The 22381-nt window shown below is 75.4% G+C and carries 23 protein-coding genes; 11 read left to right on the top strand and 12 right to left on the bottom strand.

Annotated elements, in window-relative coordinates; genetic code table 11:
• Nucleotides 1–373: 373 nt before the first annotated feature.
• From UXQ13_RS22695 to UXQ13_RS22685, 3 genes are read right to left on the bottom strand one after another with little or no spacing between them, the layout of a single operon-like run.
• The gene (locus UXQ13_RS22695) at nucleotides 374–1069 is read right to left on the bottom strand and encodes a hypothetical protein (protein ID WP_225233921.1); all 696 of its coding nucleotides are present in this window, start codon (nucleotides 1067–1069) and stop codon (nucleotides 374–376) included.
• Nucleotides 1066–1956: an ABC transporter ATP-binding protein gene (locus UXQ13_RS22690; RefSeq protein ID WP_225233922.1), complete on the bottom strand. Its 891-nt coding sequence runs from the start codon at nucleotides 1954–1956 to the stop codon at nucleotides 1066–1068. Before UXQ13_RS22690 ends, UXQ13_RS22695 begins: the two co-directional genes overlap by 4 nt.
• A complete protein-coding gene (locus UXQ13_RS22685; protein ID WP_225233923.1) occupies nucleotides 1953–2315 on the bottom strand; it encodes a GntR family transcriptional regulator in 363 nt (120 codons plus the stop codon). Before UXQ13_RS22685 ends, UXQ13_RS22690 begins: the two co-directional genes overlap by 4 nt.
• Nucleotides 2316–2479: 164 nt before the next feature.
• Between UXQ13_RS22685 and UXQ13_RS22680 the strand changes: the two genes are divergently transcribed.
• The 10 genes from UXQ13_RS22680 to UXQ13_RS22635 all read left to right on the top strand — a co-directional run bounded on the left by UXQ13_RS22680 (nucleotide 2480) and on the right by UXQ13_RS22635 (nucleotide 13355).
• Nucleotides 2480–2782, top strand: coding sequence for an urease subunit gamma (locus UXQ13_RS22680; protein ID WP_225233924.1), 303 nt, complete (start codon nucleotides 2480–2482; stop codon nucleotides 2780–2782).
• A 56-nt stretch (nucleotides 2783–2838) separates the two neighbouring features.
• Complete coding sequence (locus UXQ13_RS22675; protein WP_336393032.1) at nucleotides 2839–3138, top strand: urease subunit beta; 300 nt, start codon at nucleotides 2839–2841, stop codon at nucleotides 3136–3138.
• The gene (locus UXQ13_RS22670) at nucleotides 3138–4859 is read left to right on the top strand and encodes an urease subunit alpha (RefSeq protein WP_225233926.1); all 1722 of its coding nucleotides are present in this window, start codon (nucleotides 3138–3140) and stop codon (nucleotides 4857–4859) included. The genes UXQ13_RS22675 and UXQ13_RS22670 overlap by 1 nt, the downstream gene beginning before the upstream one ends.
• Nucleotide 4860: 1 nt before the next feature.
• Nucleotides 4861–5550, top strand: a complete 690-nt coding sequence (locus UXQ13_RS22665) for an urease accessory protein UreF (protein WP_225233927.1) — start codon at nucleotides 4861–4863, stop codon at nucleotides 5548–5550.
• Nucleotides 5551–5584: 34 nt separating this feature from the next.
• Nucleotides 5585–6271, top strand: a complete 687-nt coding sequence (gene ureG / locus UXQ13_RS22660) for an urease accessory protein UreG (RefSeq protein ID WP_225233928.1) — start codon at nucleotides 5585–5587, stop codon at nucleotides 6269–6271.
• Nucleotides 6268–6981, top strand: coding sequence for an urease accessory protein UreD (locus tag UXQ13_RS22655; protein ID WP_225233929.1), 714 nt, complete (start codon nucleotides 6268–6270; stop codon nucleotides 6979–6981). The genes ureG and UXQ13_RS22655 overlap by 4 nt, the downstream gene beginning before the upstream one ends.
• Entirely contained in the window at nucleotides 6978–8303 is a 1326-nt protein-coding gene (gene allB, locus UXQ13_RS22650; protein ID WP_336393031.1) for an allantoinase AllB, read from the top strand. Before UXQ13_RS22655 ends, allB begins: the two co-directional genes overlap by 4 nt.
• On the top strand, nucleotides 8300–9295 hold the full coding sequence (gene alc, locus UXQ13_RS22645; RefSeq protein WP_336393030.1) for an allantoicase: 996 nt from the start codon (nucleotides 8300–8302) through the stop codon (nucleotides 9293–9295). Before allB ends, alc begins: the two co-directional genes overlap by 4 nt.
• A gap of 216 nt (nucleotides 9296–9511) precedes the next feature.
• Nucleotides 9512–12031, top strand: a complete 2520-nt coding sequence (locus UXQ13_RS22640; protein WP_225233932.1) for an aminotransferase class III-fold pyridoxal phosphate-dependent enzyme — start codon at nucleotides 9512–9514, stop codon at nucleotides 12029–12031.
• Nucleotides 12032–12539: 508 nt separating this feature from the next.
• Complete coding sequence (locus UXQ13_RS22635) at nucleotides 12540–13355, top strand: STAS-like domain-containing protein (protein ID WP_225233933.1); 816 nt, start codon at nucleotides 12540–12542, stop codon at nucleotides 13353–13355.
• A gap of 26 nt (nucleotides 13356–13381) precedes the next feature.
• On the opposite strand, the gene egtE is transcribed toward UXQ13_RS22635, so the two are convergent.
• The 9 genes from egtE to egtA form a co-directional block, all read right to left on the bottom strand.
• Complete coding sequence (egtE, locus tag UXQ13_RS22630) at nucleotides 13382–14509, bottom strand: ergothioneine biosynthesis PLP-dependent enzyme EgtE (RefSeq protein WP_225233934.1); 1128 nt, start codon at nucleotides 14507–14509, stop codon at nucleotides 13382–13384.
• A gap of 23 nt (nucleotides 14510–14532) precedes the next feature.
• Nucleotides 14533–15339: an anti-sigma factor gene (locus tag UXQ13_RS22625; protein ID WP_336393029.1), complete on the bottom strand. Its 807-nt coding sequence runs from the start codon at nucleotides 15337–15339 to the stop codon at nucleotides 14533–14535.
• Nucleotides 15320–15916 carry an RNA polymerase sigma factor gene (locus UXQ13_RS22620; protein WP_225233936.1) on the bottom strand — a complete coding sequence of 199 codons (597 nt, stop codon included), beginning with the start codon at nucleotides 15914–15916 and terminating at the stop codon, nucleotides 15320–15322. Before UXQ13_RS22620 ends, UXQ13_RS22625 begins: the two co-directional genes overlap by 20 nt.
• 40 nt (nucleotides 15917–15956) lie before the next feature.
• The gene (locus UXQ13_RS22615; protein ID WP_225233937.1) at nucleotides 15957–16637 is read right to left on the bottom strand and encodes a class F sortase; all 681 of its coding nucleotides are present in this window, start codon (nucleotides 16635–16637) and stop codon (nucleotides 15957–15959) included.
• 13 nt (nucleotides 16638–16650) lie between these two features.
• Nucleotides 16651–17463, bottom strand: coding sequence for a DUF4397 domain-containing protein (locus UXQ13_RS22610; RefSeq protein WP_225233938.1), 813 nt, complete (start codon nucleotides 17461–17463; stop codon nucleotides 16651–16653).
• Nucleotides 17464–17545: 82 nt separating this feature from the next.
• Entirely contained in the window at nucleotides 17546–18514 is a 969-nt protein-coding gene (gene egtD / locus UXQ13_RS22605) for an L-histidine N(alpha)-methyltransferase (protein WP_225233939.1), read from the bottom strand.
• Complete coding sequence (gene egtC / locus UXQ13_RS22600; protein WP_225233940.1) at nucleotides 18511–19206, bottom strand: ergothioneine biosynthesis protein EgtC; 696 nt, start codon at nucleotides 19204–19206, stop codon at nucleotides 18511–18513. The genes egtD and egtC overlap by 4 nt, the downstream gene beginning before the upstream one ends.
• Nucleotides 19199–20467, bottom strand: coding sequence for an ergothioneine biosynthesis protein EgtB (gene egtB / locus UXQ13_RS22595; RefSeq protein ID WP_225233941.1), 1269 nt, complete (start codon nucleotides 20465–20467; stop codon nucleotides 19199–19201). Before egtB ends, egtC begins: the two co-directional genes overlap by 8 nt.
• Nucleotides 20464–21720 (bottom strand): ergothioneine biosynthesis glutamate--cysteine ligase EgtA, encoded by a 1257-nt coding sequence (gene egtA, locus UXQ13_RS22590; RefSeq protein ID WP_225233942.1) that lies wholly within the window; start codon nucleotides 21718–21720, stop codon nucleotides 20464–20466. The genes egtB and egtA overlap by 4 nt, the downstream gene beginning before the upstream one ends.
• Nucleotides 21721–21866: 146 nt before the next feature.
• Between egtA and UXQ13_RS22585 the strand changes: the two genes are divergently transcribed.
• Complete coding sequence (locus tag UXQ13_RS22585) at nucleotides 21867–22331, top strand: DUF309 domain-containing protein (protein ID WP_225233943.1); 465 nt, start codon at nucleotides 21867–21869, stop codon at nucleotides 22329–22331.
• Nucleotides 22332–22381 lie beyond the last annotated feature (50 nt).

Genomic DNA, 22381 nt, shown 5'->3' with positions numbered 1-22381 from the left:
ATGGTACTGCCCGGGGGACTGGGTGGGAGAGTAGGACGCCGCCGGACACCATTCCCGAAACGGGGTCACAGCATCTGCTGTGGCCCCGTTTCGTGCATTCAGGACCAAGAGGACCCATGGTCCATTCGCCGTGGCGGCCGGCAGTTCGATGGGCCCCGGGTCTCGGCGTCATGGCGGCGAGCGCCTACGTCCAGGAGGCGCGCTGCGGACCGACGATGTCCCACGCGTCACCAGCTGCCCTCAGCTGAGGCCGTAGGCGGTTTCGTCGGTGACGATGCAGGCCGCTGGCGCCTGCACCGAACCGGTCCCGGGGCCGGAACGCCGAGAGCCGGCCCGTGGGGACGGACCGGCTGACGGGGGCGGAGCAGAGTGCTCAGGGGACGGCGCGACGCAGGCCCAGGAAGCTGGCACCGGCGACGAGGAGCGCCACCACCGCGGGTCCCACGAGCAGCAGGGCCACGACCGAGGTGTCCAGGAAGAAGGACCCCACAGCGGGCCAACCGCCGCGCCACGTGATGAGGGCGACCGCGGCGCCGCCGGCGAGCAGCAGCACGATGCCCAGGGTCCACATCCCGATCTGCCCCCAGCGCTTGAGCACGACCCCCAGGCCGACGCCCAGCGATGCGGCCAGGAACATCGGGGCGGCGAACACGAGGACCTGCAGCGCCGGGTTGCCCACGTCCACCGGCCCGGGCGCCCAGAACGACAGCCCCAGACCCCAGCCGCCCGTGCCGTTCTCCACCAGGGTCAGCAGCGTGAGCAGCACCCCGTAGCCGAGGGACTGCACGGCGGCCGCGAGCAGCGTGCCCAGGTAGAACGTGCGCCGGCTCAGGCTGAGCCCCAGCGCCATCGGGAACAGCTGGGTGACCGCCTGCAGGAAGACGATGGCGACGGTGACGTAGAGGGAGATGATCCCGCCGGTCCCGCCCTCGTCGCGGGCGTCGGCCGGCAGCGCCGCCCAGACGACCAGGTTGATGGCGAAGCTCGAGCCGACCACCACCCACGGGATGCCGAGGGCGATGAGCGCGTGCACGGCGTGCAGCCGCGCGGCGACCAGGGTCCGGTTCATCGGGAGACCTCCTGCAGGGTGTCGGTGGTGCGGCTCATGGCGACGACGAGCTGCTGCAGCGACGTCGGTTCGGGGGTCAGCCCGGCGGAGGCGGCGGCTGCGTGGTCGGCCGGTCCGGCGACCTCCACGACCGCGCGGGTGAAGGCGCCGATGCCGTCGGAGTGCAGCACCCGCCGCCCGGCGGTGAAGCCGGCGACCGCGGCGGTCGGCCCCGACACGGTCAACGCCCTCCCCCGGAGCGTCTCGGCGTCCTCGTCGAGCAGGACCCGGCCGTGGTCGATGAGCAGCACGTGCTCGAGCAGGTCGCCGATCTCCTCGATGAGGTGCGTGCTGAGCACGATGGTGCGGGGCTGCTCGGCGTAGTCGGCGATGAGCCGGTCGTAGAACTGCTGGCGGGCCACGGCGTCCAGACCCAGGTACGGCTCGTCGAAGAACGTGAGCGGGGCCCGCGAGGCCAGCCCCACGACGATGCCGACCATGGAGGTCATCCCCCGGGACAGCTTCTTCACCGCGCGGCGTCGGGGCAGGTCGAACTCGGCGACCAGGTCGCGGGCGACGTCGTCGTCCCACCCCGGGAACAGCATGGCGGCGCTGCTGAGCACGTCGCACACGCGGAAGTGGTCCGGGTAGCGCTGGCTCTCCTTGACGAAGCAGATGCGGCTCAGCGCCGCGTCGTTCTCGTAGGGGTCGGCGCCGAAGACCCGAACGCGTCCCGAGGTGGGTACGCGGTGCCCGGTCAGCAGCTGCATGAGCGTGGTCTTGCCGGCGCCGTTGCGGCCCAGCAGTCCGGTGATGCAGTCCTCCTGCAGGGTGGCCGTGACGCCGTCGACGGCGGTCTGGCCGCGGAAGCGCATCGTGACGTCGTCCAGGGTGGCGGCGGCGGTCATGCCTGGTCCTTCCGTTCCTCGATCATGGCGGCGAGCTCGGGGCCGGAGATGCCGAGCTTGGCGGCCTCGGTGAGCAGGGGGACGACGTACTGGGTGGCGAACTCGGTGCGGCGGCGGGCCAGCAGCTGGTCGCGCGCGCCGGGGGACACGAACATCCCGACTCCTCGTCTCTTGTGGAGGACCCCGTCGTCGACCAGCCGGTTGAGGCCCTTGGCCGCCGTCGCGGGGTTGATGCGGTGGAAGGCAGCCAGCTCGTTGGTCGAGGGCGCCTGGCTGTCCTCGGCGAGGGAGCCGTCGACGATCGCGTTCTCCACCTGGGCCGCGATCTGGCGGAAGATCGGGCCGCCGTCCTCGTTCACGCCGACCGGGCGCGGTTCGGGCGAGCCGGGTAGCTCGTTGGTTCGTTACTCATGTAGCGAACCATAGAAGTGCCGAGCCTCTCGGCGCAAGAGGGGGATGGGCAACACGCCTGTCACACCCCCGGGCTAGCGTCCCGGGCACCGACGACGGAGGGCGGACAGCGGTGCACCTGACCCCGCACGAGCAGGAACGGCTGCTGCTCAGCTATGCCGCCGAGCTGGCCCGCAGGCGGCAGGCCCGGGGCCTGAAGCTCAACCTCCCGGAGGCCACCGCGCTGGTCAGCGACCACGTGCTGGAGGGCGCCCGGGACGGCGTCCTGGTCACCGAGCTCATGCAGAGCGGGCGCACCGTGCTCTCCCGCGACGACGTCATGGACGGCGTGCCCGAGATGCTCGAGGAGGTGCAGGTGGAGGCGACCTTCCCGGACGGGACCAAGCTGGTGACCGTCCACCACCCCATCCCGTGAGCGCCAGCGAACGGGATCATCGAGCGGGGCCCGCGAGCGGGGACCTGCACGGGGCCGTGCCCGGCGAGGTCATCCCGGCCGAGGGCTGGATCGAGACCCTGCCCGGCGTGCCGCGGGTCGAGCTCGAGGTGGTCAACAGCGGCGACCGGCCGGTCCAGGTCGGCTCGCACTTCCACTTCGCCCAGACCAACACCGCGCTCGTCTTCGACCGCGCCGCCGCGCACGGTCACCGCCTCGACATCGCCGCCGGCACCGCGGTCCGGTTCGAGCCGGGCATCGAGCAGACCGTCGTCCTCGTCCCGTTGGCCGGCGCCCGCGTCGTCCCCGGGCTGACCGCAGAAGGGGGTCTGGGCTGATGGTCCGGTTGTCCCGCGAGCGCTACGCGCAGCTGTACGGCCCGACCACCGGCGACCGGATCCGGCTGGCCGACACCGACCTGCTGATCGAGGTCACCGAGGACCGCTCCGGCGGGCCTGGCCTGGCCGGCGAGGAGGCGGTCTTCGGCGGCGGCAAGGTCATCCGGGAGTCGATGGGCCAGGGTCGGGCGACCCGGGCCGAGGGTGCCCCCGACCTGGTCATCACCGGCGCGGTCGTGCTCGACCACTGGGGCGTGGTCAAGGCCGACGTCGGCATCCGCGACGGCCGGATCGTGGCGCTGGGCAAGGCCGGCAACCCCGACACCATGGACGGCGTCCACCCCGACCTGGTCATCGGCCCGGCCACCGAGGTGCTCGCCGGCAACGGCAAGATCCTCACCGCCGGCGGCATCGACTGCCACGTGCACTTCATCTGCCCGCAGATCGTGCCCACCGCGCTGGGGTCCGGCGTCACCACGCTGATCGGCGGCGGCACGGGTCCGGCCGAGGGCTCCAAGGCCACCACGATCACCCCCGGCGACTGGTACCTGGCCCGGATGCTCGAGTCGATGGACGTCTGGCCGGTGAACGTCGCGCTGCTCGGCAAGGGCAACACCGTCTCGCACGCCTCCCTGGAGGAGCAGCTGCGGGCCGGGGCCAGCGGCTTCAAGCTGCACGAGGACTGGGGCTCCACCCCGGCGGCGATCGACGCCGCGCTCACCGTCGCCGGCCGGCACGGCGTGCCGGTCGCGCTGCACTCGGACACCCTCAACGAGGCCGGGTTCGTCGAGGACACCCTGGCCGCGATCGCCGGCCGGAGCATCCACGCCTACCACACCGAGGGGGCCGGGGGCGGGCACGCACCGGACATCATCACCGTCGCCGGGCACCCGAACGTGCTGCCCAGCAGCACGAACCCGACCCGGCCGCACACCGTGAACACCCTCGACGAGCACCTCGACATGCTCATGGTCTGCCACCACCTGGACAGCTCGGTGCCCGAGGACCTCGCGTTCGCCGAGAGCCGGATCCGGCCCACGACGATCGCCGCCGAGGACCTGCTGCACGACCTGGGCGCGATCTCGATGATCGGCTCGGACGCCCAGGCGATGGGCCGGGTCGGTGAGGTGGTGATGCGCACCTGGCAGACCGCGCACGTGATGAAGCGCCGCCGCGGGTCGCTGGCCGGGGACGGCGCGGCGGACAACGCCCGGGCCCGCCGCTACGTCGCCAAGTACACGATCTGCCCGGCGGTCGCGCACGGCATCGACGGCGAGGTCGGCTCGGTGGAGCCGGGCAAGCTGGCCGACCTGGTGCTGTGGGACCCGAAGACCTTCGGGGTCCGGCCGCACGTCGTGCTCAAGGGCGGGATGATCGCCTGGGGCCAGATGGGCGACGCCAACGCCTCCATCCCGACGCCGCAGCCGGTCTACCCGCGACCGATGTTCGGCGCCTACGGCAAGGTCCCGGCGCAGACCTCGCTGCACTTCGTGGCCCAGGCCGCCCTCGACGCCGGGCTCCCCGACCGGTTGGCCGTCGACCGCCGGCTGGTGGCGGTCACCGACACCAGCCGGCTGGGCAAGGCCGACATGCCGGAGAACACCGCGCTGCCCGACATCCGGGTCGACCCGGACACCTTCACGGTGTCCGTCGATGGCGAGGTGTGGGAGCCCGAGCCGGTCGCCGAGCTGCCCATGGCCCAGCGCTACTTCCTGTTCTGAGATGACCGCAGCCCTGCTCGCGCTCGCCGACTCCCGGTTGCCGGCCGGTGGCCACACGCACTCCGGCGGCGTGGAGCAGGCCATCGCCGCCGGCGTGGTGTCCGACCCGCGCAGCCTGGAGACCTTCCTCCGCCGGCGGCTGACCACCTCGGGCAGCACGGCGGCCGGTCTGGCCGCGGCCGCCTGCCGCACCGCCGGCGGGCCGCGGACCGGTGCGGCCCCCGCGCCGGCTGGGGACCGGGTCGCGGCGCTCCGCGCGCTGGACAGGGAGGCCGAGGCGCGGACGCCGTCCCCGGCGCTGCGGGCGGCCTCCCGGCAGCAGGGCCGCGGGCTGGTCCGGGTCGGCCGCCGGGCCTGGCCCGACCCGGTGTGGGACGACCTGCCAGCCCACCCGCACCACCCGCTCGCCCTGGGGGTGGCCGCCGCGGTGGCCGGCCTGGCCCCGGGCGACGCCGCCGCCGCGGCGGCCTACCTGTCCATCACCGGTCCGGCCACGGCGGCCCAGCGGCTGCTGGCGATGGACCCGATCACCGTCGCCGTGGTGACCGCCCGCCTGGGCGACGCCGTCGACGAGGTGTCCGCCGCCGCCGTGCCCGACGCCGACGGCTGGCTGCCGGCCGGCACCGACCCCCTCCTGGACCTGCTCGCCGAGGTGCACGCCGACCGGACGGACCGGTTCTTCGCTTCCTGAACCCGCCCCGAACCCCCTGACGACTGGAGCTCCCGTGCCGCCTGACCACGTCCTGGACGACTACGTGGACCCCTACGACGACCCGGCTGCCCGCGGCCACCGGCACGGCCCGCTGCGGGTGGGCCTGGGCGGTCCGGTGGGCTCGGGCAAGACGGCGCTGGCCGCGGCCCTGTGCCGCACGCTGGGGCAGGAGTACGACCTCGCCGTCGTCACCAACGACATCTACACGACCGAGGACGCCGACTTCCTGCGCCGCAACGCCGTGCTGCCCGACGACCGGATCGAGGCGGTGCAGACCGGCTGCTGCCCGCACACCGCCATCCGCGACGACATCACCGCCAACCTGGACGCCGTAGAGCTGCTGGAGGGCCGCCACCCCGGCCTCGAGCTGGTGCTCGTGGAGTCCGGCGGGGACAACCTCACCGCCTCGTTCAGCTACGGCCTGGTCGACGTGCAGATCTTCGTGGTCGACGTGGCCGGCGGGGACAAGGTGCCGCGCAAGGGCGGCCCCGGGGTCACCGCCTCGGACCTGCTCGTGGTGAACAAGACCGACCTGGCACCGCTGGTCGGGGCCGACCTGGACGTCATGCGCCGGGACTCCGCCGCCGTCCGCGCCGGGAAGCCGACCTTCCTGATCTCCCTGCGCGAGGACCCCGCCGCCACGGAGGTGGCCGACTGGGTGCGGGCCCAGGTCCGGGCCCGGGTGGCCGCGCACGCGTGAGGACGCTGGTCGAGGTGGTCGCCCGGGCCGGACCGGGCGGCCGCACCGTGCTGCCCGTCGTCCGGGCCAGCGGGCAGCTCGCCGTGCGGCGCACCGGGCCGACGACGGTGCACCTGGTGGCGACCGCGTTCGGGCCGCTGGGCGGGGACGACGCCGTGGTCCGGCTGGTCGTCGAGGCCGGCGCCCGGCTGGCCGTGCGCACGGTGGCCGCCGCCGTCGTGCTCCCGGCCCGGGGGGAGTCCCCGCCGTCGGTGCAGCGGGTGCACGCCGAGGTCGCCGGTGTGCTGGACCTGCAGCCCGAGCCCACCGTCGTCACCGCCGGCGCCCACCACCGGGCGGTGCTGCACGCCGAGCTGGACGAGGACGCCGAGCTGACCGCCGCGGAGCTGGTCCAGCTGGGGCGCACCGGCGAGGAGCCCGGCCGCTGGACCGGGACGACCCGGGTGACGCGGGCCGGCGTCCCGGTGCTGCACACCACCGTGGCGCTGGGACCCGGCGCCGCGGCCTGGCTGCCGCCGGTGGCGCCCCGGGCGTGGGCGAGCACCGTGCACCTCGGGCGGGCCGCGGCCCGGGTGACCGGCGAGGACGCGGTCCGGCTGCCGCTGGACCGTGGTTGGGTGGCCTCGGCCTGGGGTGACCGGCTCGCCGGCACCCGGGCCGGGCTGGCCCTGCTGGAGGGCGTGCCACCGGTCGAGGAGGTCCTGTCGTGATCGTCCGTGCCCGCCGCGTCGTGCTGCCCGAGGGCGAGCGGCCGGCCGCCGTCCACGTCGAGGACGGCCGGATCACCGCGCTGACCGCCTTCGACGACGCCCCGGACGACGCCACCACGCTCGAGGACGACGAGGTGCTGCTGCCGGGGCTGGTCGACAGCCACGTGCACGTGAACGAACCCGGCCGCACCGAGTGGGAGGGGTTCGCCAGCGCGACCCGCGCGGCCGCGGCCGGGGGCATCACCACGATCGTGGACATGCCGCTGAACTCGATCCCGCCGACCACCAGCCGCGCGGGCCTGGCGGCCAAGCGGGCCGTCGCGCAGGGGCAGGTGTCCGTCGACGTCGCCTTCTGGGGCGGGGCGGTGCCCGGCAACGCCGGTGAGCTGCGGCCGATGCTCGAGGCCGGGGTGGTGGGGTTCAAGTGCTTCCTGCTCGACAGCGGGGTGCCCGAGTTCCCGCCGCTGGACGACGCCGGGCTGCGCACCGCGCTGGCCGAGCTGGCTGCCGTCGACGGGCTGCTCATCGCGCACTGCGAGGACGAGGAGACCATCGCCGCCGCCCCGGACCCGACCGGGCGCAGCTACGCGGGCTTCCTGGCCTCGCGCCCGCCCGCGGCCGAGGAGACGGCCATCGCGCGCCTGGTCGCCGCCGCGGCCGACACGGGCGCCCGGGTGCACGTGGTCCACCTGGCCGACGGGGGTGCGCTGCCGCTGCTGCGCCGGGCCCGGGCCGACGGCGTGCGGATCACCGTCGAGACCTGCCCGCACTACCTGACCTTCGCCGCCGACGAGGTGCCCGACGGCGACACCGCGTTCAAGTGCTGCCCGCCGATCCGGGAGGCCGCCCACCGCGAGGCCCTGTGGCAGGCCCTGGCCGACGGCGACGTCGACCTGGTCGTGAGCGACCACTCGCCGTGCACCCCGGCGCTCAAGCGCCTCGACGTCGGGGACTTCGGGCTCGCCTGGGGCGGCATCGCCGGTCTCCAGGTCACCCTGCCCGCGGTGTGGACCGGCGCCCGCGCCCGCGGGATGGCGCTGACCCGGGTCGTGGAGCTGATGTCGGCCGCGCCGGCCGCGCTGGCCGGGCTGTCGGCCAAGGGCGCGATCGCCGTCGGTCGGGACGCCGACCTGGTCGCCTTCGCCCCCGACGCCACCGCGACCGTGGGCCGGCTGCAGCACAAGAACCCGGTCACCCCCTACGCCGGGCGCGAGCTCACCGGGGTGGTCCGCCGGGTCTGGCTGCGCGGCGAGGTGCTCGACGGCGGGCCGCCGCGGGGTCGACTGCTCGACCGGGACCCCTCTGCCAGGGTGAGGGGGTGACCGCACCGGACTGGACCCAGCTGCCCGACCTCGCGAACCGGGCCCAGGGCGGTGCAGTGGTCGCGGCCAACGACGAGTTCTTCGCCGCGCGGGAGAACCTGGTGCTGCCCTGGCCGGCGGTCGCCCGGCCGGACTTCGGGCACAAGGGCAAGGAGTACGACGGCTGGGAGACCCGGCGCCGCCGCGAGCCGGGCGAGGACTGGGCCGTCGTGCGGCTGGGCATGCCCGGCGTGGTCGCCGGGGTCGTCGTGGACACCGCGTTCTTCCTGGGCAACTACCCGCCCCAGGCCTCCGTGCAGGCCGCTGCGGTCGACGGCCACCCGTCGGTCGCCGAGCTGGCCGCCGCGGACTGGCAGCCGCTGCTGGACCGGGTCGACCTCGCCGGGGGCACCGCCAACGCCTTCGCCGTCGAGCCGGGCCGGCGGGTCACCCACGTGCGGCTGACCATCCACCCCGACGGCGGGGTGGCCCGCTTCCGGGTGCACGGCACCGCCGTCCCCGACCCCCGGTTCCTCGACGCCGGCCCGTTCGACCTGGCCGCGCTGGAGAACGGCGGGCGGGTGACCGCGGTCAGCAACGCCTTCTACGGCAGCCCGCACCAGCTGCTGGGCCGCGGCGACGCCGCGAACATGGGCGGCGGGTGGGAGAACGCCCGGCGCCGCGACGGGGGCAACGACTGGGTCGACGTGCAGCTGGCCTGCGAGGGCGTGGTCGCGGTGGCCGAGCTGGACACCTCCTGGTTCCTGGGCAACGCGCCGGGGTCCGCGGCGCTGACCGGGCGGACCGCCGACGGCACCGAGGTCGAGCTGCTGCCCCGCACCCCGCTGCAGCCCGACACCCGGCACCGGTTCCTGGTGCCCGACGCCCCGGGGGTGGTCGCCGTCCGGCTGGACGTCTTCCCCGACGGCGGCATGGCCCGGCTGCGGTTGTGGGGCCGCGCGACCGACGCCGGTCGGGCGGCGCTGCAGCGCGCGGTCGACGATCCTCGCTGACGGGTTGCGACACGCCATCGTTCAGTAGATCACCGAGCGTGATCGATCGGCGTCTCCTCGCAGGTGGTGACGGTCGGCACCACCGATCGGGTGACGGACGGTCACGAGAGGGGGAACACCCTTCCTGATCTGACTGCGGAGCGTCACGATCATGGGGTGATCGGCTCCCCAGTACGTGCAGCACACCCGTCCGGACCGGCCGGATACCGCGACCACGTGAACCCGCCGCTGGCCCGGCTGCTGGGCGCGCTGGCGCTGGACGTCACCTTCACCGGCGGCTCGGGGACGACGCTCACCGACGCGGCCGGCCGCAGCTACCTGGACTTCGCCGGCGCCTACGGGGCGCTGCCCTTCGGGCACAACGACCCGGCCATCTGGGCGGCCGTGGCCGCCGTCCGGGACACCGGCGAGCCGTCCTTCGTGCAGCCGTCGGTGCCGGCCGCGGCCGGTGAGCTGGCCGCCCGGCTGGTCGAGCTGGCCCCCGCCGGGCTGGACCGCGTCACCTTCGCCAACAGCGGCGCCGAGGCGGTCGAGGCGGCGATCAAGATCGCCCGCTCGGCCACCGGTCGGCTGCTGGTGCTGGCCACCACCATGGGCTTCCACGGCAAGACCCTGGGCGCGCTCTCGGCCACCGGCCGGCCGGACTACCAGGCCGGTTTCGGCGCCCCCGCCACCGGCTTCGACTGGGTGGCCTGGGGCGACCTGGCCGCCATGCGCGACCGGATGGCCGCTGCCGAGGACCGCGTCGCCGCGGTCCTGGTGGAGCCCATCCAGGGCGAGGGCGGGGTCCGCGAGGCCCCGGCCGGCTACCTGGCAGGGCTGCGGGAGCTGTGCGACGAGTTCGGCGCGCTCCTCGTGCTCGACGAGGTGCAGACCGGCCTGGGCCGCACCGGTGAGCTGTTCGGCTGCACCGCCGACGGCGTGGCCCCCGACGTCCTCACGCTGGCCAAGGCCCTGGGCGGCGGGCTGGTGCCGATCGGTGCCGTGCTCAGCCGGTCCGCGCTGACCACCGAGTCGTTCGCCCTGCGGCACACCTCGACGTTCGCCGGCGGCACGTTGGCCTGCCGCGTCGGCCTGGCGACGCTGGACCGGCTCACCGCCGACGGCCTGCTGGAGGGCGTGCGGGCCCGCGGCGCGCAGCTCCGCGACGGCCTGGAGGCCCTGGGACGGCGGTACCCGCAGGTCGTCACCGACGTCCGCGGCCGCGGCCTGCTCCTGGGCCTGGAGCTGTCGGACTCCCTCGACCTGGCCGGGGACCAGGGCCTGGTCGGTGCCCTGGCCGACGGCGGCAACCTGCCCCTCGCCGTGACCAGCTACCTGCTGCAGGTCGAGGGCATCCGGGTCGCCCCGACGCTGTTCGGCCACCGGGTGCTGCGGGTCGAGCCCGCGCTGACGGTGTCCGCCGCCGAGTGCGACCGGCTGCTGGCCGCGCTGGACCGAGCGCTGGCCCTGGTCGCCGTCGGGGACACCGCCCGGCTCCTCGGTCACCTGGTCGGCGTCCCGGCCGCCGAGGTCCCCGGCCCGCGGAACCGCCCGCTGGACCGCGCCCGGCGGCCCTCCCGCCCCGAGCGCGGTGCCGCCCGGTTCGGCTTCGTCGTGCACCCCACCGACGACGCGGGTCTGGCCGACTTCGACACCTCGCTGTGGGCGCTGCCGGCCGACCGCCGGTCCGCGCTCATGCAGCGCTTCCAGGCCGCGGCCTCCGAGCTCAACCCGCTCACGCTCACCGTCGGCAGCGGCACGGTGCGGTCGGCCGAGGGGGTCGAGGTGTCCGGCGAGCTGATCGCGGTGCCCTACACCGCGGCGCACCTGCTGGCCCTGCCCGGCCCGCGGGCGGTGGCGGCGATCCAGGCCGCCGTCGACCTGTCCGTCGAGCGCGGCGCACAGCTGGTCGGGCTGGGTGCCTACACCTCCATCGTCACCCGCAACGCCGTCCGGCTGCGGCCCTCGCCGGTCCCGGTCACCACCGGCAACGCCTTCACCTCCGCCGCCGCGCTCCGCGCGGTCCGGCGGGCCGCCGACGAGCGCGGGCTGGACCTGGCGGGGGCGACCGTCGCGGTCGTCGGGGCCGGTGGGTCGATCGGCCGGGCGCTGTCCACCGCGCTGGCCGGCGAGGTGGACCGGTTGCTGCTGGTCGGCCGGCCGGGCACGACGACCCGCCGGCTGGAGCAGACCGCGGTGCAGGTGCAGGCCGCCCTCGACGCGCACCCCGGGCGGGTGACCGCGGTCGAGCTGAGCACCGACGCCCGGGCCGCGGCCCGCCGCGCCGGTGTGGTCATCACCGCCAGCTCGTCGCCCGAGGCGCTGCTCGGGGCCGACGACCTCGCGCCGGGGGCGATCGTCTGCGACGTCTCCCAGCCGACGAACATCACCCCCGGGGTGGTCGCCGCCCGCCCGGACGTCGCCGTCTTCGCCGGCGGGCTGATCGAGATCCCGGCCGGGTCGGACTTCGACATGCGCTACGGGCTGCCGGCCGGGGTCACCTTCGCCTGCCTGGCCGAGACGATCCTGCTGTCCTTCGTGCAGGCCACCGAGCCCGACCGGCTGCCGGGCCTGCTCAGCGTCGGGGAGACCCTGGACCCGCGGGCGCTGCGCGAGCTGGGGGAGCTGGCCGACCGGCACGGCGTCCGGCTCGCCGACCTGCGGACGACGCCGCCGGCACCCGCCGCCCCCGTCGTCCCCGGCCCGCGGGTCGAGCTGCACGCCTTCGGCACCCGCCGCCTGCACCCGGTCTGACCCGGCTGTCCTGAGCCTTGCCGCAGGGCGAGCCACCACGTGGATCTCTGCCGCGCGGAGGATTCCGGGTGTCACAGCCGAGGTCAGCCCCGGACTGATGCTCCAGACTTGTCGCGGCCACGTGGAGCACCAGGACAGCCACGCAGGCCTCAAGTCTTGAACTCGGGATCCTTGAGAACCTTCCTCGACGATGAGGTTCTCGGGCCCCGCAGCTCGCAGAATCTCCTGAATACTGGAGATTCCGGGTTGCTCGCGCATGCAGAAATCTGCGATCTACCGTAGATTCTTATCTGTGGGTCGACTCGTACGTATCGGAGACATCAGCCGAGAGTTCGGGCTGTCGCTGTCCCAGATCCGGCAGATGGCTGATTCGGGCACGCTACCGGCGGAACGCTCGCCTGGAGGCCATCGAGTTTTCGATCCCGGAGCGGTGCGGAGCGCTCTTGCACGGACGTCTCTGCAGGTCCCTGTCGGGGCTCGATGGTCAGCGCCGACGTGGGCCCGCGAGGTGGCGATCCCCGGTGTGCGGGAGGACGCCATCTGGCGAGAGTTCGCGTCGGATGCACAGGATCAACTCGGCACAGAAGCTCGGTCGATCGTCAGCTATGCACTTACCGAGATGCTCAACAATGCCCTGGACCACTCGCAGGGGAGCAAGGTCGTCGTGTCCGCCTGGTTGGGACGAGTCGAATCCCGTTTCGAGATCCGGGACAACGGCCGAGGGGCGCTTTCTCACATCCGCGACGTCTTCGGCCTCGACGACCTGTACGACGCCTTGGCTGAGCTCACGAAGGGCAAGACGACGACGGACCCTGAACGGCACACAGGCGAAGGAATCTTCTTCACGTCCAAGGCGGTCGACATCTTCACGCTGGAGTCGGAGGGCATCGCCTGGACGGTGGACAACGTCCGTCAGGACCAGGCTGTCGGTTTGAGCGACGTAACGGCCGGGACCCGTATTCGTTGGGAGCTGGACCCGGCGACCACGCGGGCGCTCATCGATGTCTTCAAGGAGTACACCGACGACGACCACGTGTTCAGCACAACGAAGACGACGGTCCGGTTGTTCGGGTTCGGCGTCCGCTTCGTCAGTCGGTCCGAGGCTAAGCGGCTCCTCCGAGGCCTAGAGCGCTTCTCCCGCATCAGGGTCGACTTCTCCGGTGTCGAAGAAGTGGGTCAGGGCTTCGTGGACGAGGTATTCCGGGTCTGGCCGGCTCAGAACGACGGAATCGTGATGGAAGCTGTAGGGATGGAAGGTCCGGTGGAGTTCATGGTCCGTCGGGGGCTGCCGCCGTCCCGGCGGACCGCAGCTCGAGACGAATAGATCCGCCGTCCACATGCGCCGATTGATCAGCCGGGCAGGTCGGTCACACTCGACCGCAGTGCCGAGGCCAGCACCTGGATCTCCGCCTCGGTGACGTCCAGGTGCGGCGAGACCCGCAGCACCGGCTCGGTCAGCTCGCCGGGCGCCCGGGCGGGCAGGCACAGGGTGGTGACGATGCCGTGCTCGGCGCGCAGCCGGGCGTGGGTGTCGGCGACGTCCGGCCCGGCCAGGGTGGTGGCGGCGGTCGGCTCGTCCACCGGCTCCACCACCCGCCAGCCGGGCACCTCGGCGAGCTGCTCGCGCACGGCCCGGCCGATGCCGGCCAGCCGGGTGCGGACGGCGGCCGGCCCGGCGGCCAGGTGCTCGCCGATCGCCAGCACCAGGCCGACCCGGCCGGCGACGTGGGCGTCGTGCGTCTCGTAGGACAGCGCGTCGGTCGGGTCGCCCTGCACCGGGGTGAGCCCGGCCCGGAACGCCGGTCGGGTGACCAGGAAGCCCACGCCGCGCGGGCCGGCCAGCCACTTGCGGGAGGTGCCGTAGACGACGTCGGCGGGGATGTCGCAGTCGACCTGGCCCAGCGCCTGGGCGGCGTCCACCAGCAGCGGCACCCCGGTGGCCCGGCACAGGCGAGACACCTCGACCCACGGCTGGACGACGGCGCGGTGGCTGGCGACCGCGGTCAGGTGCACCGCGGCGGGCGGGTCGCTGCGCAGCAGCCGGCCCAGCGCCTCGACGTCCACCCGGCCCAGCTCGTCGGCGGCCAGGACCTGCGCAGTGAGCCCGTGGTGGGCCAGCGCGGCGAGGTTGCCGTGGTACTCCCCGGGCACGACAGCGACCCGGGACCCGGCCGGTGGGCGCCAGGCGTCGAGCAGGATGCGGATCGACGACGACGCGCTCTCGGTGAACGAGACGTCGGCGGCGGCCATGCCGACCAGCCCGGCGAGCACCGACCGGCCCTGCTGCAGCAGCATCCCGGCGGACTCCTCGGCGTAGTAGCCGCCGACCTCCGCCTCGTGCCGCGCGTGGTGGGCGACGGCGTCCAGCACCTTCACCGACTGCCGGCTGCACGCCGCGGAGTCCAGGTGGACGCCGGCCGGCCGGGGCCGGGCGGCCCGCCAGGCCGCGCCGAGGTCGGGGAGGGGGAGGTCGCTCACCCGGCCATCTTCCCGGTACCGGCTCAGGTGAGCGCGCCCCGGGCCACCGAGTCGGTCGAGTGCGCGGGGTCGCCGTCCAGCGGCTCGCGGGAGACGTCGACGGTGCCGTAGGCGGCCAGGTCCACCCCGGCCGGCACCGGGAACCGGCCGCTGCCGCTCTCCAGCACGCCCAGGGCCACGGCCCCGGAGTCGGTGCCCAGCAGCCACACCTCGTAGAAGCCGTCGCCGGCCGGCGGCGTGGGCAGGTCGACCTGCAGCTCGAGCTCGCCGTCCCGGTCCAGCAGCACGGCGGCGCCGGTGTCGGACCACCCGGGCAGGGGCTCCAGGTCCGCGGCGGCGGCGACGGTCTCGGCCGGCTCCGTCTGGCGGACGGCGACGGCACCGAGGCCGGCCCCGACCAGCAGGCTCGCCGCGACCGCCACGGCGGTCGCCCAGCGCGGACGGCGCCGGCCCCGGACCGCCGCCAGGTCCGGCACGGCGGCGGGCGGGGTCACGGGCGGGGGCGGGGTCGGGGCTGGGGTCCGGGCCACCGGGGCCGGCTCGTCGGCGCCGGAGCGGGGCTGGGGCAGCACGGCGTCGGGCTGCGGCACGGACGCCGGCCGGCTGCGCACCCCGGTCCCGGCGGCGATCGCGTCCCACACCCGCGGGGGGAGCGGGACCGGGGCCGGCGGCCCGGCCGCGTCCTCGTCGCCGAGCAGGTGCACCGCGCGCTGCAGCGACGCCACCTCCGCCCGGCAGTCGGCGCAGCCGGTCAGGTGCGCGGCGTCCGGGGCGGGCAGCTCCTCGCCCAGCGCGGCCAGCGCGATGTCCTCAGGGGTGCAGTGGGGCATCGCCGGCCTCCAATCGGGTGCGCAGTCTCTCCAGCGTGCGGCGGATGTGGCTCTTGACCGTGCCGATCGGGATGCCGGTCCGCTCGGCGATCTCCCGGTGGGTCAGGTCGGCGTAGAACGCGAGCTCGATGATGCCCCGCTGCGGCTGCCCGAGCTGGTCCAGCTCGCCGAGCAGCAGCACCCGGTCCACCGCGGCCCGGTCCACGGCGTGCCCGGACGCCGTGGGCAGCGCGCCGACGGCGTCCGCGGTGCGCCGCTGCCGCTGCCGGTGTGCCCAGGCGTCGGCGATCCGGTGTCGGCAGATCCCGGTCAGCCAGGCCGGCAGCGACCCGGCGGCCGGCCGGAAGCCCGCCCGGCCGTGCCAGGCGGACACGAACGTCTGCTGGACGACGTCCTCGGCGTCGGGCCCGGGCCCCAGCGCGCGGACGGCGAGCCCGTGCAGCTGCGCCCCCCACAGGTCGTAGGCCAGCGCCAGCGCCTGCTCGTCGCCGGCGGCGAACAGCTGGCCCAGGTCGTCGGGGTACCCCGCGCCGGCGTCCGTGGTCACGGCCACGGTCGGCTCGGCGGTGGGCTCCACGAGGTGCACCGTAGGGCCGGCGAGGGCTGCGGACACCCGGTCATCCCGCCGGGACGGGTTCGGCGACCACCACGACGTTGTCGCGGTAGCTCCCGATGTCGGCGAGGAACGGTCCGCCGCAGGTGATGAGCACCAGCCGCGGTGGGCCCGCGCGGGTGAACAGGTCGGCCAGCGGGACGACCTCCTTGTCGAACTCCTGGCGGGCCACGACCTGCCAGCGGCCCTGCGTGCCGTCCGCGGCGGTGACCAGCACCTCGTCGCCGACGGCGGCCGACTCCAGGGGTGCCAGCACGCCGAGGCCCTGCTCGGCGTCGTCCACGTGGCCGGCCAGCACGGCGTTCCCGGCCGCGGCGCCCGGCGCCGGGCCGAAGCGGTACCAGCCGACCCGGTCGACGTCCTCGGGGATCGTCATCAGGCCGTCGGCCTCGACGCCCACGGCGTCGACCGGCGCGTCCAGGCCCAGGGCCGGGACCTGCAGCCGGACCGGGGCCACCAGGGGTGCGGCCAGCTCGGGGGTGGCCGGTCGCGCGGTGGCCTCGGGGAGGACGCCCGGTCCGGCGGGGGCGTGGGATGCCTCCGCCGGACCGGGCGCGTCCTGCGCCGCGACGACCTCGGCCACGGGCGGCCCGTCCGACGTCCCCGGGCGGGTCAGCAGCCACCCGGTCGGCACGCCGACCGCGAGCAGCACACCGAGCACGACCAGGAGGCGGGCGGGACGCACGACGTCGCCCGGGTCAGCCGCGGACGGCGGCCAGGCGGCGCGCTCCCAGCCCGACGACGACCAGGCCGAGCAGGCCGGCGCCGACGACGGGCAGCGGGAGCGAGGAGTCGGCCTGGCCACCGGTGCCGCCGGGGACGCCGGACGGGCTGGAGTGCAGGCCGCCGATCGTCTGCACGGCGAGCTGGTAGCCGGCGTCGGCCGAGCCCCAGGCGTAGACGATGGTCGAGGTGCCCTCGGCCAGGGTCAGGTCGGCCGGGCCGATGGCGACGGTGTCGGTGCCGGCCAGGACCACGTCGGCGGAGACGGTGCCGGCGTCGGTGACCAGGCTGGCCTCACCCGGGTTCACCAGGCCCGGGACGACGACGGCGCCGCCGGCCCGGACGTCGACGGCGGGGGCCGCCGCGGTGTGCCGGACGGTCAGCCGGGCCTGCCCGGCCGGGACCGCGGAGACGTCGTTGACGTAGGGGGTGAGCACCGGGGTGCCGGCCTCGGTCAGGTGCGCGGCGATGGTGGCGTTCGCCCCGGCGGGCACGGCCACGTCGTCGGCCGAGGCGGCCGGCTGGGTGGTGGCCGGGTCCGACCCGGCGGGGTAGATCGCCAGGTCGTAGGTGCCCGCGGGCAGCTCCAGCGGGTCGGTGAGGGTGCCCGGCTGGAAGTCGGGGATCAGCTCCTCGCCGTTGGCGTAGACGTCGACCGGCACGCCGGGGACGGCGTGCAGCACCGAGACGGTGGCGGTGCCGTCGTCGGCCAGCGCCGGGGCGGCGGAGAGGCCGAGGACGACGGCGCCGACGGCGCCGACGGTGAGGGACCTGCGGACGGTGCTCATGGACGGTGTCCTTCCGTGGAGGGGTCGTTCACCCCCTCTTCCGCGGCAGGGCCGCGGCCGGATGCACCGTCCGCAGGATTTCTCAGACCGGGGTCGCCAGGGTGACCGCGAAGTCGCCGTCCGGGTCGGTCCACGTCTCGGCGGCCCGCAGGCCGGCGGCGGCGAGCTCGGCGACGACCTGCTCCACCCGGAACTTGGTCGACACCTCGGTGCGCAGGTCCTCCCCGGCGGCGAAGGGCACGTCCAGGTCCAGCGCGTCGACGTGCACCACCTGGTCCCGGGTCGAGCGCAGCAGCATCTCGATCCAGGAGTTCTCGGCGTCCCAGCGGGCGACGTGCTCGAAGGCGGCCAGGTCGGCGTCGGCGTCCAGCTCGCGGTTGACCACGGTCAGCACGTTCTGGTTGAACGCGGCGGTCACCCCGGCGGCGTCGTCGTAGGCGGCGACCAGCCGGTCGGTGTCCTTGACCAGGTCGGTGCCCAGCAGGAACCAGTCGCCGGGGTCGAGCACGGACCCGACCTCGGCGAGGAACGCCGCCCGGGGCCCGGGCTCGAGGTTGCCGATCGTGGAGCCGAGGAAGGCGACCAGCCGGACGCCGTCCCGGGGGAGCTTGCCCAGGTGGACGGTGAAGTCGCCGACCGCGGCGTCCACCGCGAGGTCGGGGAACTCCTCGGCCAGGGCGGCCCCGGCCTGCCGCAGCACCGAGGGGTCGACGTCGAAGGGCACGAACCGGCGCAGCGTGCCGGCGGTCTGCAGCGAGTGCAGCAGCAGCCGGGTCTTCTCCGACGTCCCGCTGCCGAGCTCGACCAGGGTGTCGGCGCCGGACAGCACCGCGATCTCGTCGGCGTGCTCGGTGAGCACCGCCCGCTCGGCCCGGGTCGGGTAGTACTCCGGCAGCCGGGTGATCTCGTCGAAAAGCTCGCTGCCGCGGGCGTCGTAGAACCAGGTCGGCGGCAGGGTCTTCGGGGTGGCGGTCAGGCCGGCCCGGACGTCGGCGCGCAGCGCGGCGCCGGCGTCGACGGGGCCGAGGTGGTCGGTCAGGGTGAAGCTCACGAGAGGGACTCCAGGGTCGTGCCGTGGGCGGTGACCGTCACGAGGTGGCGGTCGGGGACGTCGGTCCAGCGGGGGTCGTCGTCGAAGGGCTCGCTGGCGAGCACGGTGCCCTGCGGGGTCTCCAGCACCGACAGGGTGTCCCCCCAGGTGGTGGCCAGCAGGCGGGTGCCGTCGGCGGCGAGCAGGTTGAGCCGGGCCGCGGGGTCGCGGCCGCCCACGTCGCGGACCACCTCGCCCAGGGCGTCCAGCCCGGTGGCGAAGACCAGGGCGGCGAGCTGGGCGCTGTCGCAGACGCTCTCGGCGGCCACCGCGGCGGCCGGCGGCAGCACCGCGCGGTCCACCCGGCCGTTGTGCGAGAGCAGCCAGCGCCCGTCGGTGAACGGTGCGGCGGCCGACTCGTCGACCGGCATGCCGACGGTCGCCGACCGGACGGCGGCCAGCACGCAGGACGACGACACCGCCGGGGCCACCGAGGCGAAGGACGCCGACCCCCACAGCGGCGTCGCCGAGCGCCAGCGCGCGGGCTCCGCGCGCCCGGGCGCCCACCAGCCGGTGCCCCAGCCGTCGGCGTTGACCGTGCCGTGCCGCTGCCGGCGCGGGGCGTAGGACTGCACCAGCAGGGAGGCCGGCGGTTCGAGCACCAGCGAGGCCAGCGACCGGGGCTCCCCGAGCCACGCGACGTGCCTACACATCCCAGGCCAGCCGCAGCCCGCTGAAGACCTGCCGGCGCTGCGGGTGGTCCCAGTTGCGGAAGCTCGGCCGCAGGACCGAGGCGTCCACCGACCACGCGCCGCCGCGCAGCACCTTGTAGTCACCGCCGAAGAACGGCGCGGAGTAGTCGGCGTAGAGCATGGGCGTGAACCCGGGCCAGGCGGTGAAGTCCGACGACGTCCACTCCCACACGTCGCCCATCAGCTGCTCCACCCCGTAGGCCGAGGCGCCGGCCGGGTAGCCGCCGACCGGGGCCGGGCGCAGCGCCGTCCCGCCGAGGTTGGCCAGCTCCGGCGTCGGGTCGGCCGAGCCCCACGGGTACCGGCGGCGCCGGCTGGTGGCCGGGTCCCAGGCCGCGGCCTTCTCCCACTCCACCTCGGTGGGCAGCCGGGCACCGGCCCAGCGGGCGTAGGCGTCGGCCTCGAACCAGGTGACGTGCTGGACCGGTTCGTCACCGGGCACCTGCTCGCGGACGCCGAACCGGGTGCGGGTGCCGTCGCCGTGCCAGGTCATCGGGTGCTCGAGGTCCATGTCGGTGCGGACCTGCCAGCCCCGCGTCGTCCACAGCTCGGGCCGGGCGTACCCGCCGTCGGCGACGAACCCGGCGAACTCGGCCACGGTGACCGGGACCCGGCCGATCCAGAACGGGGGGACGTCGACGGTGTGCGCGGGGCGCTCGTTGTCCAGGCTGAACGGCTCGGTCGTGCCGTCCACGCCCAGCTCGAAGGGGCCACCGGGCACCAGCACGCGGGTGCCGGCCACCCCGGGCCGCCCGGCCGGCAGCGGTGCCCCGGTGCCGAGCAGGGCCGGACCGGAGCGCAGCTGGAGCGCCTGCAGCATCGTCTCGCCGTGCTGCTGCTCGTGGCTGACCACCATGGCCACCTCGAACGCGTCGGCGTCGGCGACCCGGTCCAGCACCCGGGCCCGGACCTGGGCGACGTAGCGGCGGGCCTCGACCGGGGGCAGCAGCGGGAGCCGGGCCCGCACGGCCCGCGGGTGGGTGAACGCGTCGTAGAGCTGCTCGACGTCCGGCGGCAGGATCCCGCACCGGCCGGCCTGCCCGCCGCGCAGCAGCCAGAGGTCCTCCTGCTGGCCGATGTGCGCGAGGTCCCAGACCAGCGGGCTCATCAGCGGGTCGTGCTGGCGCAGCAGCTCGGGCTCGTCGAGGTCGGTCAGCAGCAGGGTCCGCGCCCGGGCGACCTCGAGGTCGCGGACGACGGTGTCGATGTCGGTGGCGGTCATGCCGGCTCCTCCGCGTGCACGGCCGCCAGCAGGGCGGCCTCGGGGCCCGATGCGCGGGCGGTGTCCAGGACGGCGTCCCCCGGGCTGCGGCCGGCCTCGACCAGCTCGGCCAGGGCGTGGACGGCGGAGCGCAGCTCCGCCGGCACCCGGTCGACGGCCGCGGCCAGGCAGGCCCGGGCGGCGGTGTGCAGCTCGGGGTCGGCCAGGCCGCGGTGCGCGGCGGTGGTCCAGCGGCCGCGGACCGGCAGGCAGGCCGCGGCGGCCAGGTCGGCGGCGACCGGGTCGTCCAGCAGGGTGGTGGTGAGCGCGGCCAGGGCCGGCCAGGACGGCGAGGCGTCCAGGTAGCGGATCTCCAGGAAGCCGCGCAGCCGGACCGGCGGGAACAGCGTGGTCAGGTGGTAGTCCAGGTCCTCGGGGGTGGGACGGCGTCCGCCCAGCAGGGTCCGCCCGGACACCCAGTCGGCGAAGGGCACCCGGGCGGTCACCGCCTGCGCGCCGCCGTCGTCGGTGAAGCGGACCAGCATCACCGGGGCGGCCAGCGCGTAGTCGGCCCACTCCTCGGCCGGGTCGCGGCGGCCCAGCAGCGGCCCGCACCGGGCCTGGTCCAGGTCGCCCCACACCTGCTGCCGGGTCGAGGCCCACCCGGTCTCCCGGCCGGCCAGCAGCGGGGAGGCGGCCGAGACCGCGACCAGCACCGGGCCCAGCGCGTGCGCCAGCGCCACCCGGTCCCGGTGCTGCCCCGGGTGCCCGGCCTCCAGGTTGACCTGCACGGACGCCGTCGAGGTCATCATCGCCGCGCCGGCCCGCGAGCAGCCGACGACCGCGAAGTGCTCCTCCATGGCCAGGTACCGGGGGCCGGGGCTCACCCGCCGGGCCGGCCGCAGCGGGTCGGTGCCCAGCGGGGCGAGGCCGAGGCCGTGCCGGCCCAGGTGGGCGGTGAGGACGGCGCCGTCGGCCCGCAGCGCGGCCACCGCGGCGGTGACGTCGTCCCCGGGTGGGCCGGAGAGCTCGACCTGCCCGCCGGGCTCCAGGGTGACCCGGCTGCGGCCGGGCAGCGGTGGCACCGAGCCGACGAGGCCGGTGATCCGGTCCCACGGCACCCGCTCGGCGGGGGACAGCAGGTCCACCAGGTGCGCCTCGAGCTCCAGGCCCACCGGGCCCGGCGCTGCCGGACGCAGGGCCGCCTCGGCGACGTGCGCCCGGGCGGCGTCGACGTCGGGCAGGGGACGCAGATCGTGGTCGGTGCGGAACATGGCCGTAGCCACCCCCTCCAGGTCCGGACCGGTCTCGGGAGACCGCGGGTCGGTGCGGGGGCGACCTGCGCAGGCGGGCCGTCCTCGTCGTCCAGGGTGCACACGTCCGGCCGTCGGGGCAACCCGCGCCGGGGGACGATGGACCGGTGGAGAGCGCTCAGGGCAGGGACCGGGACGCCGACGGCCGGGCGCGCAACGCCCGTCCGCGGGACGGGCTGGGTCGGCCGCTGCCGCACGGCGAGCCCGGTGAGCCGCGGGCACCCGAGGGTGTCGTCCGGACGGCGGGGGAGACCCTCCGCGAGGCGCAGGAGCTGCTGGACGCCGGTCGCCCGTTCCACGCCCACGAGGTGCTCGAGGATGCGTGGAAGACCGGGCCGGCCGAGCAGCGAGAGCTCTGGCGGGGGTTGGCCCAGCTCGCGGTGGGCCTGACGCACGCGGCCCGGGGCAACCTCGCCGGTGCGCGGACGCTGCTGGACCGGGGCGCCGGGCACGTCGAGGCCGCGGCGCCGGTGGCGGCCGGGCTGGGGGTCGACGGCGTCGCACTGGCCCGGTGGGCCCGGGCCGTCGACGTGGCGGCTGCGGGGACGCCGCCGCGGCTGCGCGCCGGCTAGGGCGTGTCTTCAAAGGTCTTGATGAGGGATGGACGAGGCTGGTGTGGTGT

This window comes from Klenkia terrae, from assembly GCF_037083865.1.
Classification (GTDB): domain Bacteria; phylum Actinomycetota; class Actinomycetes; order Mycobacteriales; family Geodermatophilaceae; genus Klenkia; species Klenkia terrae.
The sequence above is the reverse complement of the archived record's forward strand: the minus strand, read 5'-3'. Positions and strand labels throughout refer to the sequence as shown.